13 protein-coding genes are annotated in these 15,088 nt (G+C 55.9%); 2 read left to right on the top strand and 11 right to left on the bottom strand.

From position 1 onward, the window contains the following. Positions 1 to 3: 3 nt before the first annotated feature. Both msrP and SE15_RS10135 read right to left on the bottom strand, forming a co-directional pair. Positions 4 to 960, bottom strand: a complete 957-nt coding sequence (msrP, locus tag SE15_RS10140) for a protein-methionine-sulfoxide reductase catalytic subunit MsrP (RefSeq protein ID WP_054522001.1) — start codon at positions 958 to 960, stop codon at positions 4 to 6. Between the two features lie 81 nt (positions 961 to 1,041). Beyond that, positions 1,042 to 1,641, bottom strand: coding sequence for a protein-tyrosine phosphatase family protein (locus SE15_RS10135; RefSeq protein WP_054522000.1), 600 nt, complete (start codon positions 1,639 to 1,641; stop codon positions 1,042 to 1,044). Positions 1,642 to 1,771: 130 nt separating this feature from the next. On the opposite strand from SE15_RS10135, the gene SE15_RS10130 reads away from it, so the two are divergent. After that, a complete protein-coding gene (locus SE15_RS10130; RefSeq protein ID WP_054521999.1) occupies positions 1,772 to 2,704 on the top strand; it encodes a YihY/virulence factor BrkB family protein in 933 nt (310 codons plus the stop codon). Between the two features lie 67 nt (positions 2,705 to 2,771). Here the strand turns inward: SE15_RS10130 and SE15_RS10125 are convergent, their stop codons facing one another. Continuing rightward, positions 2,772 to 3,389: a superoxide dismutase gene (locus SE15_RS10125; RefSeq protein WP_054521998.1), complete on the bottom strand. Its 618-nt coding sequence runs from the start codon at positions 3,387 to 3,389 to the stop codon at positions 2,772 to 2,774. Between the two features lie 187 nt (positions 3,390 to 3,576). Then, positions 3,577 to 3,852, bottom strand: a complete 276-nt coding sequence (locus SE15_RS10120) for a PilZ domain-containing protein (RefSeq protein WP_054521997.1) — start codon at positions 3,850 to 3,852, stop codon at positions 3,577 to 3,579. 173 nt (positions 3,853 to 4,025) lie between these two features. Here SE15_RS10120 and SE15_RS10115 point away from each other — a divergent pair, with 173 nt between their 5' ends. After that, positions 4,026 to 4,925, top strand: coding sequence for a DMT family transporter (locus tag SE15_RS10115; protein WP_054521996.1), 900 nt, complete (start codon positions 4,026 to 4,028; stop codon positions 4,923 to 4,925). Positions 4,926 to 4,929: 4 nt separating this feature from the next. Here the strand turns inward: SE15_RS10115 and SE15_RS10110 are convergent, their stop codons facing one another. The 7 genes from SE15_RS10110 to SE15_RS10080 all read right to left on the bottom strand — a co-directional run bounded on the left by SE15_RS10110 (position 4,930) and on the right by SE15_RS10080 (position 15,083). Further along, entirely contained in the window at positions 4,930 to 6,894 is a 1,965-nt protein-coding gene (locus SE15_RS10110) for a peptide ABC transporter substrate-binding protein (RefSeq protein ID WP_054521995.1), read from the bottom strand. 144 nt (positions 6,895 to 7,038) lie between these two features. Continuing rightward, positions 7,039 to 8,874: a peptide ABC transporter substrate-binding protein gene (locus tag SE15_RS10105; RefSeq protein ID WP_054521994.1), complete on the bottom strand. Its 1,836-nt coding sequence runs from the start codon at positions 8,872 to 8,874 to the stop codon at positions 7,039 to 7,041. 123 nt (positions 8,875 to 8,997) lie between these two features. Next, the gene (locus SE15_RS10100) at positions 8,998 to 10,023 is read right to left on the bottom strand and encodes an ABC transporter permease (protein WP_054521993.1); all 1,026 of its coding nucleotides are present in this window, start codon (positions 10,021 to 10,023) and stop codon (positions 8,998 to 9,000) included. A 22-nt stretch (positions 10,024 to 10,045) separates the two neighbouring features. After that, positions 10,046 to 11,101, bottom strand: a complete 1,056-nt coding sequence (locus SE15_RS10095) for an ABC transporter permease (protein ID WP_054521992.1) — start codon at positions 11,099 to 11,101, stop codon at positions 10,046 to 10,048. Positions 11,102 to 11,181: 80 nt separating this feature from the next. Further along, entirely contained in the window at positions 11,182 to 12,987 is a 1,806-nt protein-coding gene (locus tag SE15_RS10090) for a peptide ABC transporter substrate-binding protein (RefSeq protein WP_054521991.1), read from the bottom strand. A 129-nt stretch (positions 12,988 to 13,116) separates the two neighbouring features. Next, positions 13,117 to 14,097: an ABC transporter ATP-binding protein gene (locus SE15_RS10085; protein WP_054521990.1), complete on the bottom strand. Its 981-nt coding sequence runs from the start codon at positions 14,095 to 14,097 to the stop codon at positions 13,117 to 13,119. Further along, positions 14,097 to 15,083 carry an ABC transporter ATP-binding protein gene (locus SE15_RS10080; RefSeq protein WP_054521989.1) on the bottom strand — a complete coding sequence of 329 codons (987 nt, stop codon included), beginning with the start codon at positions 15,081 to 15,083 and terminating at the stop codon, positions 14,097 to 14,099. The genes SE15_RS10085 and SE15_RS10080 overlap by 1 nt, the downstream gene beginning before the upstream one ends. Between the last annotated feature and the right edge of the window lie 5 nt (positions 15,084 to 15,088).

Here is a 15,088-nt window from a genome sequence, read left to right as displayed (position 1 = left end):
ATCTCAATAATAAACGCTCAAATCCATGCCCTGATACAGGCTTGCCACCTGTTCCGCATAACCGTTGAAGGGCAAAGTAGGTCGGCGCTCGTTTTCGCCAATCCGCCGCTCTGTGGCTTGCGACCAACGCGGATGGGGCACCTCCGGGTTAACATTGGCGTAGAAACCGTATTCCTGCGGCGCAACAGTGGACCATAAAGTTGCAGGTTGCTCTTCAGTAAGTTCAATGCGCACAATGGCTTTAATGCTCTTGAAGCCGTATTTCCACGGCACCACCAGACGCAAGGGTGCCCCGTTTTGAGGCAACAGCATCTGCCCATAAAGCCCAACCGCCAAGATGGTCAAATCATGCAGGGCCTCATCCAGGCGCAATCCCTCGGTATAGGGCCAGGGAAAAAGGGGATTCTTCTGGCCCGGCATTTGCTCCGGATCATAGAGCGCCACAAAGCGCACAAACCGTGCCGAACCCATGGGCTCTGCCCGCTCCAACAACCGATGCAATGGAAAGCCCAGCCAGGGAATCACCATGGACCAGCCCTCCACACAGCGTAAACGATAAATGCGCTCTTCGAGAGAAAATGCCCGCAGGAGGTCTTCAATTCCTATTGTATGGGGTTTGTGCACCAACCCCCCAATCTCAACCACCCAGGGACGCACTTGGAAATCACGCGCCAACCGAGCCACTGCCTGTTTGTCCGCAGAGAATTCGTAGTAATTGTTGTAATGGGTCACTGCGTCAAAAGGTGTGAGTGCATCCCCGCGTTCATCCGCACTACCCGTGGCCTGTGGGGTCAGGCTCGTAACATCGTCGGGGGCAGGGTTCTGAGTGCCAGGCAGACATGCGGCCAATGCAATACCCGCCGAAAGGCTCAATGCCCCTTGCAAAAAGCGTCGGCGGGAACGAAAAAGCGCTTCCGGGGTGATCTCTGAAGAACGCGGTAGAGGATATTTGAATCGCATAGGTGCTCCTCTTTCGCGTTCATTATAACGAATTAGGAGATACTGTGTCGGGTTTGTACGAGGATGATTATGGAATTACCCTTAAGAGGAAAACCGTTCGCGCTCCCCCCACCATTGAGCAAAACGCTCCACCTGGCGGCGCTGCACCGGTGTGGGCCGAATAAAGGGACGTACCCGGCGAATCTTTTCCCAGGCTTCTTCCACCGTGAGGCCGGTACTGACCAGGTAAGCTGCCACCAGGGTGGGGGCTCGTCCTACCCCTGAAGCACAATGCACGTAGACCTTGCGCCCGGCATCAATCTGGCCTCGGATAAAGGCAACCCCTGCCTCCAGCGCCTCCATAGAGGGCGCCTGATCATCTACGGTGGGTAGATGCAAATAATGTGGGGGGGCTAGCGCGGCCGCACGATCATCAAACTCATCGCGCAGGTTGACCACTGCCTCAATTCCCCAGCCTTCAAGAATGCGCTTGCCCCGTCGTTTGAACTGCCCCCCCACAAACAGACTCGGCGTGACCTGCGAAAGGCGCCGCAAGGGCCGATCCAGCACGACCCGGCAAAAGAGATGAAAGAACCACAAGCCGGTTGTTTTCACCCCCTGTTCGACCAATCGTGTGGTTACAATGCGTACCCCTTTGGAAAACCGAGGCATGACGCTTAGAGAAGATTCCTGTTCGGTCACCCAACCCTCCTTATCATACCGATAGACAGCGTTAGAAAATTGTACCAGAAGACAGCCCTTTCCATACCCAAATGAGATTTTATATGGTAAATTGAGAACGAAAAGCCATGTAAAGTGTGAGCCATTCGTGATGCCCCTTAACCCCCCCGAAAAATACGCTCATCTGGCCCAATACGCTCACCAGGGCTACCTAAAGATTCGAACCCTTTACCGCCGTACGAACCGACTGAGCCGAGGAAGCCTGCAAATCATCCGCTTGACCATTCTCCGCTTCAGTCAGGCACGCGGCGCCGAAGCAGCCGCCAGCCTTTCGTACTACGCGTTATTCTCCCTTTTCCCTCTACTGCTGATCATGATCTCGGTACTTGGCTTTGTGCTGCGCCGTGAGGACGCCTACCAGATTACCCTTAATATGGTAACAGAGCTCATGCCAGGTGCCCAGAGTCTGCTTGAGCGCACCCTGCAAGAAGTCCTCAGCCGTCGCAGCGCCTATGGGTTGATCGGTTTGCTGGGGGCATTATGGTCGGCAACGGGGTTCTTCAATACTCTGGTGCGCAACATCAATTACGCCTGGCAAGGGGTCAAGCCGCGCGATCTTATCCGCACCCGCCTGATGGCGCTGCTCATGGTATTGATCATCATCCTGCTGCTGATCCTCTCGTTGGCCTCCACCCCGCTGATCAACCTACTTCGCCAATCTCACTTGCCGGTTCGCAACGGCGTCCCGTTAGAACAAACCTTGCTTTGGACCGCTCTCTCTACACTGGTTCCCTGGACATTTACTTTCCTGATGTTCCTCGGCCTGTATGCCTGGATTCCCAACACCTCTGTACGCTGGCGAGCCGTACTATGGGGAGCCCTTTTCGCCGCACTGGGATGGGAAATAGCCAAGCGGGCTTTTGTCTTCTACCTGAGTAGCGGGTGGGCACGGTACGAACTGATCTACGGCTCGCTGGGCACCGTGGTTGTCTTCATGATCTGGATGTATGTCAGCAGTATGATCACTCTGTTAGGTGCTCACCTGACCGCCACAATTGATGAAAACGGTAAAACGGCGCCCTAGCCAAATACAAGAGGACGGGTTACTACACCCGTCCCCGTTGCATTAGCAAATTGAAGAGCCAAACCGATTAGCACGCCTGTTCGTACAAACGCCCCACCACATCCCAGTTAACCACCGACCACCACGCCTTTACATAGTCAGGGCGGCGCCACTGGTAATTGAGGTAGTAGGCATGCTCCCACACATCCAATCCCAAAATGGGCGTGTGCCCCTCCATGTAGGGGCTATCTTGATTTGCGGTTGAGTAAACGCGCAATTTCTTCTCTCCATCCACCACTAACCAGGCCCATCCAGAGCCAAAACGGGTGATGGCAGCATTGCTAAACTGCTCCTGAAAAGCCGCAAAGGAGCCAAAGGTGGTATTGATCGCCTCGGCCAGCGCCCCATGGGGCTCCTTCGCACCGCCGGGGATCATGACCTCCCAGAATAAGGAGTGGTTGGCATGACCACCTCCATGATTGCGAACAGCGGTACGAATGCCTTCTGGAATCTCGTTGATCCGGCGCAAGATGGTTTCGATGGGGTATTCAAACCATTCCGGTGCGCTTTCCAGCGCCTTGTTGAGGTTGTTAACGTAAGCCGCATGGTGTTTGGTATGGTGAATCTCCATGGTGCGGGCATCAATAACCGGCTCCAAAGCCGCGTAGGCATATTTTAGTTCGGGCAGTTCAAACGACTTTCCCATGTTTCAATCCTTTCCGAATTGTTTTTGAATTTGCATTTTTATGCTCAAAATTATTATATTTTCTTGATTATTTTACTATCATTAGTATAAATTGTCAACAAGGTTTGTCCAACGTTCTAAGAACCCGTGCGCTTCAAAAAAGAGGCACGGTCTTTTTATAACCAACTCTTAGGACGCAGGAAAATCTCTACGAAAAATCTACCGCCACGCGCAGGAAATCCGGGGCGCGCTCCAGGCGCACCACCCGCCCGTGAACCACCAGAGGATCACTCGCATCCAGGTGAGGCACCTCCAAAGCCACTTCATCCCCCACGTTGAGGGCCACATCAGCAGCGGTCAGCAATAACATCCCCACCGCACTTACATTGAGGGTTTTCGCCGCCGCCAGTACGGGAGCGATAATCTGCACCGGACGTTCCCAATCAATCCGGTTTGCGCGCCGTGCATCACCAAAACTTACCATCAGCGCTCTCCCTTTTCGGTATTCACCCTGCTGCCTTTTCCTTACTTAATTCATTTATACCATACCTATTCGGATTTCCAACTCCAATTTCTGCTCTTTATGAGAAGTCAATCTGCCATGGAGAATTGCGGTATGATAAGAGGAATTGAATTCCTGGCTGTGGAGATTGGCTCATGGCTGTTCCTACCCTCGGCGCTCTGGCCGCGTTGACGGCCGCCTTGTTATGGGCCAGCGCCTCCTTCCTGTTCGCGCAATCGGGACGCTGGCTGCGTCCCCTGCATCTCAACCTTCTCAAAGGGATCGTCGGACTTTTCCTGCTTGGGATGACCCTGCTTTTGTTCCCGGGTCAATTTACCCCGCTCTCTTTTCAAGCAGGCTTGTGGTTAGGATTGAGCGGTTTGGTCGGGATCAGCCTGGGCGATACCGCCTACCTGGCCGCTCTGAATGACCTGGGACCACGCCGCACGTTGCTCCTGGCCATTCTTGCTCCGCCCATCACCGCCCTGCTCGGCATGGTGACTCTACACGAATCCTTAAGCCTGCAAGCCTGGGCAGGGATATTGATCACCAGTGGCGGGGTAGCCTGGGTCATCAGTGAACGTATTCCCGCAGAGCAGCAGACCGGGCCTTTACGCTGGCGGGGCGTGCTTTGGGGATTTGTAGCGGCGCTGGCACAGTCCGTCGCCGTCCTGCTCTCACGCGCTGTCTTCCTCACCACTTCCATCCATGCACTACAAAGTGCAGTGGTCCGCCTGGCCGCCGGGGTTGTTGGATTGCTCCTTTGGATCACGCTTACCCGCCAGCCCCGGTTGGATACGGCTCCTTTCCGGAATCACCCGCACCTGCTGGGAATCGCAGTAAGTGCCACCTTCCTCGGCACATACCTGGCCATGTGGTTACAACAGGTCGCGCTTACCTACGCAGCAGCAGGGGTCGTCCAAACCCTGTTGGCCACCAGCCCCATCTTTGTCCTCCCGCTAGCCGCATGGAACGGCGAACGATTATCCCTGCGTGCCGTTGCCGGCGCCGGCGTTGCCCTGGTGGGGGTGTGGTTGCTATTTTGGCCAACGTGAGAGCCTATTCCTGGCAATTCGACGCGCGATCCAGTGTTTCCAGGTTCCACAAGTCACTACGCCCCGTGAGGCTCGGCGCCAGCCCGCAAATGTCCGGACGTGCTGCCACCAGGTCCAACGCATAATAAAGTGGTAGCGAGGGCACGAATTGCATGTAGGACGCCTGCACCTCACGCTGTGCCGTCAGATAGACCTCGCCATCCGATGGATGCGCAGAGAGCGCCACCTGACAGAGCCGATCGTAAGTGGGATCGCTGAACCCGGTCACATTCGTGCCCAGCCAGTGATTGCTTGCACTGGGGATCTGCTCCGTCATGTATAAAAAGCAGGGAGATTCATCTCCGCTTTGCCAGGCGAAGGCGGCCAGATCAAATTTCCGCCCGAACAATGGCCCCTCCGGCCCAGGCGCATAAAACTCGCCCGCGTCCAGGCTCTGCACATTCACCCCAATCCCGCACCCGCGCAGGCTCTCAGCCAGGATCGCGGCCACCTTTTGTCGCAACGGGGCGTTTGTCGTCAGGTATGTAACCGCCAGCGGCGTACCCTCCAGGACATTGGGCACGCCCCGAGCCACGCGCGGGGTGGCCGGGTTGGCATCCTCATCCACCCAGCCAACAGAATCCAGCAGTTGCTGACCCTTTTGAGGGTCGTAGGGGAACGGATTCTCACCTTGAAGAGAACGCGGGTCATCGGGTGGGTAGAACCCAAGCGGCACCCGATTCTGCCCTAGGAAGACCTCCCTAATCACCCGCTCCCGATCCAGGCAATAGGCAAATGCCTGGCGCACGCGCACATCACCGAAAATATCCTGACGATACCCCCCATACGGCGAGTAGCCCGCATCATAAGCCGCCGGGCGAATGCCAAAATCCAAATGCTCCCAGGTCGGACCAAGCAAGCGCCACAAGCGAATCTGACCATTTTTCTCAGCTTCCAATACGTCCTTTAATTGATTTTCCAGCAATACCGTCCGATCCACTACATCGCATGTACCGTGAAGCAATGCGTAGAGGTTGTTATCCGCCTGATCGCCCAGGAAGCGAAACTCAACGATATCGAATCTGGGTAACCCCTCACCCGCCCGGAAGTAGTTTAAATTGCGCCGCAAGCGCAAAACCTCGCCCGGTTGCCAGGTTTCGATGACATAGGGCCCCCAGCCGATAGGCCGGCGCGTGCTGACTTCGGCGGTCAGCAGGGCTTCGGGGGTATAGGTGCCCCAGACATGCTGGGGTAGTGGGATAAAAAACACCGCAGCATAATCGTAAGGAACATAGCCGGGTTTCCCCACCCAAACAACCGTCTGTGCATCTTCTGCCCGATACTCAGCGGTGCGCTCCACATAAAACTTTGAGGTTGGCGTTTTAGCGTCGGCGGCCAAATGGAAGGAATACACCGAATCTGCAGCGGTCAAGGGCTGTCCATCCGACCAGGTCACACCAGGCCGAAGGTGGAAGGTAATGCGCAGGCGGGTCATTTCCAAAGGTGCGCTCCCATCCCACGTCTGCGCGCAACCAGCCTCACGGCATCCGGCCGGGAGGACATGCACCCCCTTCTCCAGGAAAACAACCTGCCCCCTGCTATCTACCACCTCCTCCCCCGCCTGAACGGTCACCGTCTCCTCAACCACATCCCCGTTCTCACGATCCGGCAGCCGTTCCAGTAAGATCGGCCGGGCCTGGCCATTCACCCAATCCACCGGGCCATCATAAAGCGCCTCCAGGATGTTCCACATGGCGCGGCTGTTGCCCCCGTAGAGGTAAAGGGTAAGGGGCTCTTCCCCCAGGCACACCGTCAACACTTTGGGTGGCTGGGTAGGAGTGGGAAGTGGCGAGGGGGCCGTCGTCGCCACGGCGTCTGAGGGGGTGACTTTGCCCGCCCCCGCAGGCCCTGCCTGACAGGCCACCAGGGTCAGAATCAGGATCAGCATCACACCATAACGGATGCGGAAGAGAATTGGCTTCCGATTCATACCATGCTCCATAACGAAATCGCCATCGGATCGGGATACCCACAAGGTGCTTCCCATTATAACCATTTATTCACACCCCGATGCAAAAAGCAGCCCCTGGTAGTCCCAGGGGCTGACAGAGCGAGCACAGGAAAACACTAGGGTTCAGGATTTAATATCCCACTTCTCGTAACGATCATAGCCAGTGATGGAGGGGGTATCCACAACCCGTGGGCTGACCAGGATCTTGCTTGCATACCACTGGAGGGGCACTATCACGGCCGCGTCCACCACCAGGATCTTCTCGGCCTCGGCATAGAGTTGCATACGCTTATCAGGATCCGTCTCCTTTGCCGCCGCCAGCACAAGCTCAACGAATTTATCGTAGAGTGGGTTCGTACCCGGCGTGTACACAATGCGACCATCTTCGGATTCGGCTACTGGCCAATTTACCACGTCCTGATAGGCACCCGGTGTCCCATTATTGTCGGCAAATACTTCTCGCAGGAAGTTGTTAGCATCCGGATAATCCTGCACCCACGAGCCGCGGTAGATGTTTTCGTTGCCGGCTACCCGCTGCTTCAGGTAAACCTTCCACTCCTGATTGGTCAACTTAACGTTGATCCCCAGGACCTCTTTCCACATCGCCTGCACAGCCTCCGCCTTGCGCTTATGCGCCTCACTGGTGTTAAACATCAACGTAATATCCAACTGATCCGCCGTTAAGCCCTTCTCCTTTAGATACTCATCCAACAGGGCTTTGGCTCGATCGGGGTCATAATAGACCCCCAGGTTGGGGAACTTTTCTGGCTTTGGCGCACCAGCAACGCCGGGATGCGTGAACCAGTGTGCGGGCGAGCCGGTCTTGATCACATTCTTTACAATTGCCTCCTGATCAACCGAGAGGGCAAGAGCCAGGCGCACCCGCACATCATCGGTCGGGGCTTTTGTCGTGTTGAAGGCGTAAAATTCGGTGCCCAGGGTGTAGGTATCACGGAGCATATCCTGATATTTTGGATCAGAGATGATCCGATCAATATCCCCTGTTGGAATACCCGTCACATCCAAATTGCCTGCCTCAAACTCTGCGAGCGCTGCGCTTGTGTCAATGAGCGACCAGTGTACCTCATCAATCTTGGGCGAAGGCACCACAGCATCACCGGGCCAGAAGGGGTTTTTCACAATGGAGATCTCCGAATCATGCACCCATTCCTTTAGCGTGAAAGGCCCGTAGCCCTGGTAAAAGCCCGTTTCTGTCCAGCGCTCGCCCCGCCCTTCGGTGCAGTCATCGCCCTCGATAATCCATTTGGGCTGGGCATGGGCCACCCACAACCCGGCAATGTTGAGGTTGTAAACCGCCGGTTCGATAAAGGTGATCTGCAAAGTCTTCTCGTCTAGTGCCTTGACCCCTACGGTGCTTGGATCATCGGTTTCACCCTGGTTATAGGCCGCCGCGCCCTCAATGCCATAAAGCACGTAAGCATAATCTGAGGCTGTCGCCGGGCTCAATGTGCGCAGAATGCCGTACTCGAAGTCATAAGCGGTTACATAACGTGGATTGCCGTCACAATCCAATACCTGCTCGACCTCCTTACCGTTGTAGCGCACCCAGGGTACTCCCTCTTTGATCGTAAAGGTGTAGGTACGCCCATCCTCCGAGGTCTTAACCTCAGTGGCCATGGCCAGTTCCAATTCCGCTGTCTGCTCATTTTGGCGGGTCAGCCCGACCGTCATCGAGTCAATCAACTGAATCGAAATCACATCCACCGCCAACGCAGTATCAATGGTGGGAATATCTCCCGGCCCCCAGGCCAGCCGCAAGACCTTGCGTTGCTCGGCGGGCTGGGTGGGTTGGGGCGTGGCGACGACCACCCGGGGAGTTCCCTCTACGACCACCGTTTCTATAATGACCTGCGGGGTTGGGGTGGCAGGTTGACAAGCCGCCAGTAGCATCGCCACAGCCAATAGAACACTTAGAACCATCCAGACCTTTGTACGCATCGTTCTCCTCCTTTCTATCTCTCCATTTTGGTTTAATAGCAAACCGCCCCGAAGGCTTCGGAAAGCGCTTCAGTGCGGTTTTTCCGAAATTTAAAAGTGCAAGAGTTGCGGGACTAAAGATATTTACTGGGTACCGCGTAAGCGGGGATCGAGCGCATCGCGCAGGCCATCCCCCAGGAAGTTGAAAGCAAACATGGTAATCGCCAAGGCGAGGGCCGGGAAAATGGTCTGGTTGGGGTAAGTCCGAATCACCTGCGCCCCTTCGGAGATCATGGAGCCCCAGGAGGGTGTAGGTGGGTTAACCCCCAGACCGATGAACGAGAGAAACGCCTCGGTAGTAATATACCCCGGAATGGCTAGGGTCTCCGCTACAACCAGCGGACCGACAATGTTGGGGAGAATATGACGGAACATGATGCGCAAATCGGTTGCGCCAATGGTGCGGGCAGCCTCAATGAATTCCTTCTCACGCATAGACAGCACTTGTCCGCGGGTCAGGCGCGCCATGGTTTCCCACGCCGTGAGGCCGATGCCGATGAAAATAAACAACATCCCCCCCAGACGCGCATCCAATTGACTGACTGCATAAGTGAACGTGCCGGGCTCCGGGCGGGCAAAGGTCGAACGGAAGAAGGCCATGAGGAGGATAATAAAGAGCAAACCCGGGAAGGCGTAGAGCACATCCACAATGCGCATCATGATGTTATCCAACCGCCCCCCGAAATACCCCGAGATGCTACCGTAAGTCACCCCGATAATCAGGCTGATGAGCGGACCAATCAAGGCCACCGTTAACGATACACGCGTCCCATACACAATGCGGCTGAAAAGGTCGCGCCCAACGTAATCTGCCCCCAGGAGGTACTTATCCGAGATCTTGGCATAAGGCTGCATAGTAGGAAAGACTTTAAGCATCCAGGCCGGTACCTTGTTTTGGTCCACCAACGTTTGCTTTTCGTAGGGGTAAGGGGCAATTTTATCGGCAAAAATGGCCATCAGGTATAACATAAGGATGATTACCCCACCCACCACCGCCGCCCGGTTGCGCACCAACCGGCGCAAGGCATCTTGCCACAGGCTTTCGCGCTTGGTGGTCAAAAGTGCATCTTTGTCGTGAGCACGAGCATCCAATGTCACAGGTTGAGCCATATTGATCCCTCAGATGTCTTGATCAATCATAACGAATGCGCGGATCCAGGTAAGCATATACAATATCCACGACCAGGTTGGCAATGACCAGGATCAACGCATAAAGCAAGATAGTGCCCATAATCACCGGGTAATCCCGGTTGGTAATGCTGGTGACGAAGTAACGCCCCATCCCCGGGATTCCGAATGTCACCTCAGTGACGAAGGTCCCGGTGACCAGCGCAGCAAACAGCGGCCCCAAAATGGTGACCACCGGAATAAGCGAGTTTTTGAGTGCATGGCGCACGATGACAAGCGACTCGCGCAATCCTTTGGCGCGCGCCGTGCGAATATAATCTTCCCGCATGGTCTGGAGCAGACTGGCGCGGGTGAGGCGGGCAATAATGGCCGAAGAGCCAAGCCCCAGCGCCACCGAAGGCATAATCGCATAACGGAAGAACTCCGGACCCAACTCACGTGGGAATATACCCAAGACGAATGGGGGTTTTGCCCCCCAACCGGTCGGAGGGAACCACTTCAAGGTGACCCCAAAGATCCATATCATGATGGGGCCCAAAATAATAACCGGCACTGAGACCCCAAAAATGGCCACACTCATCCCCAGATAATCAAAAATGGTGTTTTGCTTGAGGGCAGCCAAAATACCCAGTGGCATACCAATGATAATAGCCACCAACAAGGCCATGATTCCCAGTTGCGCCGAAACCGGCAACTGCTGTCGAAAGATATCATTAACCGTGCGGCTACGGGATGAATAGGTGGGTCCAAAATTCATCCACTTGAACCACACGTTGCCCAATTTCACCGTAATGAGAAAGTCGTCATCCACACTCCCCTTGGGCGGGGTGGCGCTAATACGCGGAATGAACACGTCGTAAAGATAGCGCCCATACTGCATTAGCAAAGGCTCATCCAAATGGTAACGCCTATTGAGATTTTCAATGATTTCCGGAGGCAAAGCCTTTTCACGATCAAACGGCCCTCCGGGTACGGCGTGCATTAAACCAAAAGTGATGGCTGAAACTACAAATAGAACCACCAAGAGGTAAATCAAACGCCGTGCAATGTATCGGCCCATTCACTCGCTCCTAACATCCAAATCTTCCCCAAAGGGATGGAGGGGAGAGGTTACCCCCCTCCCCTCCTGAGTACAACCCGTTACTGGGTGATATCCCATTTCTCAATGTGCTCAAGGCCACCCAGCACCGAGAAGGTGCGCTGGACGTACGGCTTGGTCACGGTGACGCGGGTGTACCAGTAGATCGGGATCATCACCGCATCTTCGTAGACCAGGATCTGTTCGGCCTGAGCGTAGAGATCAACGCGCTTCTGTGGATCGGTCTCGCGGGCAGCCTGGACAACGAGTTCTTCAAACTTGGGGTTCTCCCAGTTGAAGCCACCGCCCTCAGCCGGGTTGGCCGAGCCACCCTTGGTGGGCACTTCGCGCAGGAAGTTGTTGGCATCCGGGTAGTCCTGGCACCAGCCAAGGCGCCAAATCTGCGGCGTGGCCTGCGGGTCGCGGATGGTCTTCAAGTAGACCTTCCACTCCTGGTTGGCCAGTTTGACATCCAGACCCAGATACTCCTTCCACATCTGCTGGATGGCTTCGGCAATCTTCTGATGGCCCGAGGAGGTGTTGAACATCAGGGTGATGTCCAGATCCGCTAAAGTCAGACCTTTCTCATCCAGGTAGGACTGCAGTTCGGCCTTGGCCTTCTCGGGGTCAAATTTGACACCTAGATCAGGATACTTCTCCGGCGTTGGTGCACCGGTCAGACCGGGGCGGGAGAACCACTGCGCCGGCTCCTGACCGCCCTTGAGCACGTTATCAATCAGGCTCTGGCGATCAATGGCCATAGAGAGGGCACGGCGCACACGCGGATCATCCACGAACTTTGCCTTGGTGTTGAAGCCGTAGTAGTAGGTGCACATCACGGGCCCAATCACCAGTTGCTGCGAGAGTTCGGGGTCGGCTTTCACGCGGTCAATATCCGCCAGCGGAACACCAGCCACATCCAGGTTACCCGCCTCGTACTCGGCGAAAGCCGGTACTTCATCCAGCATGGTCCAGGTAACTTCGTCAATCTTGGCCACCGGCACGGAGGGCAGACCCGGCCAGAAGGGGTTCTTCACCAGGGTGATGTAGGAGTCATGCACCCACTCCTTCAGCGTGTACGGGCCATAACCCTGGAAGAAACCGGTCTCGGTCCACTTATCGCCACGGGCCTCGGTGCAGTCATCACCCTCGATCAGCCACTTGGGCATGGCGTGAGCCACCCACATACCGGCGATGTTCACGTTGTAGGCCGCTTGCTCTTTGAAGGTAATTTCCAGGGTCTTCTCATCCAACGCCTTCACCGCCACGGTGGTGGGATCATCGGTCTCACCCGCATTATAGGCGTCCGCACCCTTGATAGCAAAGCCCAGCACGTAGGCGTAGTCCGAGGCCGTCTCGGGCTTGAGCGTGCGCAGGATGCCATACTCAAAATCGTAGGCTGTCACATAGCGCGGATTACCCTCGCAATCCAGCACCTGCTCCACTTCTTTGCCGTTCCAGCGCACCCACGGGATGCCCGACACCAGGTGGAACGTCATGGTCTGCGTACCATCTTCATTGTTGACAACGTCCCAGGACTCCGCCATGCCGGGCAGAACATCGGCGGTTTCCTCATCCTGACGGGTCAGGCCCACCGAGGTCAACTCAATGATCTGGGTAGATGAGGTATCAGTCGCCAGCGCAGGATCCAGTGTGGGAATGTCGCCCGGCCCCATGTTCAGGCGCAAAACCTTGGGACCCGCGGCCGCTGGCGCAGGGGTCGCGGTCACCACCACCTCCCTGGGTGTGCCTTCGACCACAACCGTCTGAATGATCGTCTCGGGGGTTGGTGCAGCCGGCTGGCAGGCACCCAGAACCAGGCTCGCCAACACCAGCACACTGATCAACAGAAACAATTTCGTACGCATATCTTTCTCCTCCTTGAAAAGGATCTAGGGTTGTTTACTCGAATGGGTTAAACACCCTGCTTTCACCAACCGCTCTGAACTTCCCTTCGCCCCGATCATCACCTCCTTCCAGAAAAGACTCGCGCGGCTTCAAACCATGTGACAGGCCACAAAGTGACCTGAACTCACCTCACGCCACTCGGGTTTTACTTCTTTACAAATCTCGGCCGCCAGCGGGCAACGCGTGCGGAAGCGGCACCCCGAAGGGGGGTTAACCGGCGAGGGCACATCGCCCTGGAGGATGATGCGCTTGCGCTTTTTCTCAACGGCCGGATCCGGGATGGGTACCGCCGAAAGCAAGGCTTGCGTATAGGGGTGCAGCGGGTGATTGTAAAGTTCATCTCGCGAGGCCAATTCCACTATCACCCCCAGGTACATCACTGCCACCCGGTTGCTGATGTGGCGCACCATTGAAAGGTCGTGGGCGATGAAAAGATAGGTCAGGCCAAATTCCTGCTGTAGGTCCTCCAGCAGGTTGACCACCTGGGCCTGAATAGATACATCCAGCGCCGAGATGGGCTCATCGCACACAATGAAAGAAGGCTGCAATGCCAGTGCGCGCGCCACACCAATGCGCTGGCGCTGACCACCTGAGAATTCATGTGGGTAGCGGTTGGCATAGGCTGGGTTTAACCCCACCAATTCCAGCAAGTGCTCCACCCGTTCCTGCACCTCACGCCCACGCGCCACATTGTGAATAATTAGTGGCTCACCGATGATCTCACCAACCGTCATACGCGGATTGAGGCTGGCATAGGGGTCCTGGAAGATCATCTGCATCCGCCGACGCATCCTGCGCAGGTCTTCCCCCTTGAGTTTAACCAAATCCACCCCTTCAAAGTGCACACTACCCGAGGTCGGGCGGTAAAGTTGGAGGATGGTACGTCCCGTAGTGGATTTTCCACACCCCGATTCACCCACCAAACCCAGGGTTTCACCCTTGTAAATGTCGAAGGTCAACCCGTCCACCGCATGGACGGCCCCCACCTGACGCTGAATAATAATGCCACGAGTAATCGGAAAATGCTTAACCAGATTCTCAACACGAACCAGAACTTCGGAGTCGGCCATCAGCGCTCTCTCCCAGTTTGAGTATCCACCCAGCATGCCACTTGATGCTCAGGAGCGACCGACATCAAGGGCGGATTCTCATGCCAGCAATGCTCAACCGCATATTTGCACCGCGGTGCAAAGGGGCAGTAGTTCGGTTTTTCCAGCAATACCGGCGGCAAGCCATCAATTGAAACCAGGCGCCGATGGCCGGTTTCATCCATGCGGGGCAAACTGCCCAGCAAGCCAATTGTATAGGGATGGGTAGGATGGGCGTAGAGCTCGTCCACCTGGGCCATTTCAATAATATATCCCCCGTACATCACCGCCACCCGATCAGCCAGACCAGCAATGATGCCTAAATCGTGGGTGATCCAGATAATCGCCATCCCCAATTCATCGCGCAGGCGCTTAACCAGGTCAATAATCTGCGCCTGAATGGTCACATCCAATGCCGTAGTCGGTTCATCGGCAATCAGAATTTGGGGCGTGCAGACCAGCGCCATGGCGATCATCACACGCTGGCGCATCCCGCCCGAAAACTGGTGGGGATAGTCATTCAGGCGTTCTTTGGCATGGGGAATACCCACCATGGCCAGCATCTCCGCGGCGCGCTCAAGCGCCTGTTTGCGCGACATCCCCATGTGGATCTCCAATGGTTCTGCCACTTGCCGGCCAATGGTCAACACCGGGTTGAACGAGGTCATCGGGTCCTGAAAGACCATGCTGATCTGAGCCCCGCGGATATGGCGGATTTCTTCATCGCTCATCTTCAGCAGGTCTTTGCCTTGGTAGATGGCCTTCCCTGCCACCACCTTACCCGGCGGCGAGGGAATCAGGCGCAAGATGGACATAACGGTAACACTTTTGCCGCATCCGCTCTCCCCCACAATGCCCAGGGTCTCCCCTTCGCGCAGCGAAAACGAAACCCCGTTGACGGCATGGACGATCCCTTCACGCGTACGAAATTGGGTCTCCAGGCCCTCGACAGTCAACAATTCGGTCATGGAAT

The sequence above is a fragment of the Thermanaerothrix daxensis genome, from assembly GCF_001306145.1.
In the GTDB taxonomy this organism is placed as follows: Bacteria; Chloroflexota; Anaerolineae; order Anaerolineales; family Anaerolineaceae; genus Thermanaerothrix; species Thermanaerothrix daxensis.
The sequence above is the reverse complement of the archived record's forward strand: the minus strand, read 5'-3'. Positions and strand labels throughout refer to the sequence as shown.

What these genes read in the sequence shown, in the direction of transcription:
- SE15_RS10130 (WP_054521999.1), top strand. Translation starts at nt 1,772, where the DNA reads ATGCCCCTTAACCCCCCCGAAAAATACGCTCATCTGGCCCAATACGCT.
- SE15_RS10085 (WP_054521990.1), bottom strand. Translation starts at nt 14,097, where the DNA reads ATGGCCGACTCCGAAGTTCTGGTTCGTGTTGAGAATCTGGTTAAGCAT.
- SE15_RS10090 (WP_054521991.1), bottom strand. Translation starts at nt 12,987, where the DNA reads ATGCGTACGAAATTGTTTCTGTTGATCAGTGTGCTGGTGTTGGCGAGC.
- SE15_RS10105 (WP_054521994.1), bottom strand. Translation starts at nt 8,874, where the DNA reads ATGCGTACAAAGGTCTGGATGGTTCTAAGTGTTCTATTGGCTGTGGCG.
- SE15_RS10120 (WP_054521997.1), bottom strand. Translation starts at nt 3,852, where the DNA reads ATGGTAAGTTTTGGTGATGCACGGCGCGCAAACCGGATTGATTGGGAA.
- SE15_RS10125 (WP_054521998.1), bottom strand. Translation starts at nt 3,389, where the DNA reads ATGGGAAAGTCGTTTGAACTGCCCGAACTAAAATATGCCTACGCGGCT.
- SE15_RS10080 (WP_054521989.1), bottom strand. Translation starts at nt 15,083, where the DNA reads ATGACCGAATTGTTGACTGTCGAGGGCCTGGAGACCCAATTTCGTACG.
- SE15_RS10095 (WP_054521992.1), bottom strand. Translation starts at nt 11,101, where the DNA reads ATGGGCCGATACATTGCACGGCGTTTGATTTACCTCTTGGTGGTTCTA.
- SE15_RS10110 (WP_054521995.1), bottom strand. Translation starts at nt 6,894, where the DNA reads ATGAATCGGAAGCCAATTCTCTTCCGCATCCGTTATGGTGTGATGCTG.
- msrP (WP_054522001.1), bottom strand. Translation starts at nt 960, where the DNA reads ATGCGATTCAAATATCCTCTACCGCGTTCTTCAGAGATCACCCCGGAA.
- SE15_RS10115 (WP_054521996.1), top strand. Translation starts at nt 4,026, where the DNA reads ATGGCTGTTCCTACCCTCGGCGCTCTGGCCGCGTTGACGGCCGCCTTG.
- SE15_RS10100 (WP_054521993.1), bottom strand. Translation starts at nt 10,023, where the DNA reads ATGGCTCAACCTGTGACATTGGATGCTCGTGCTCACGACAAAGATGCA.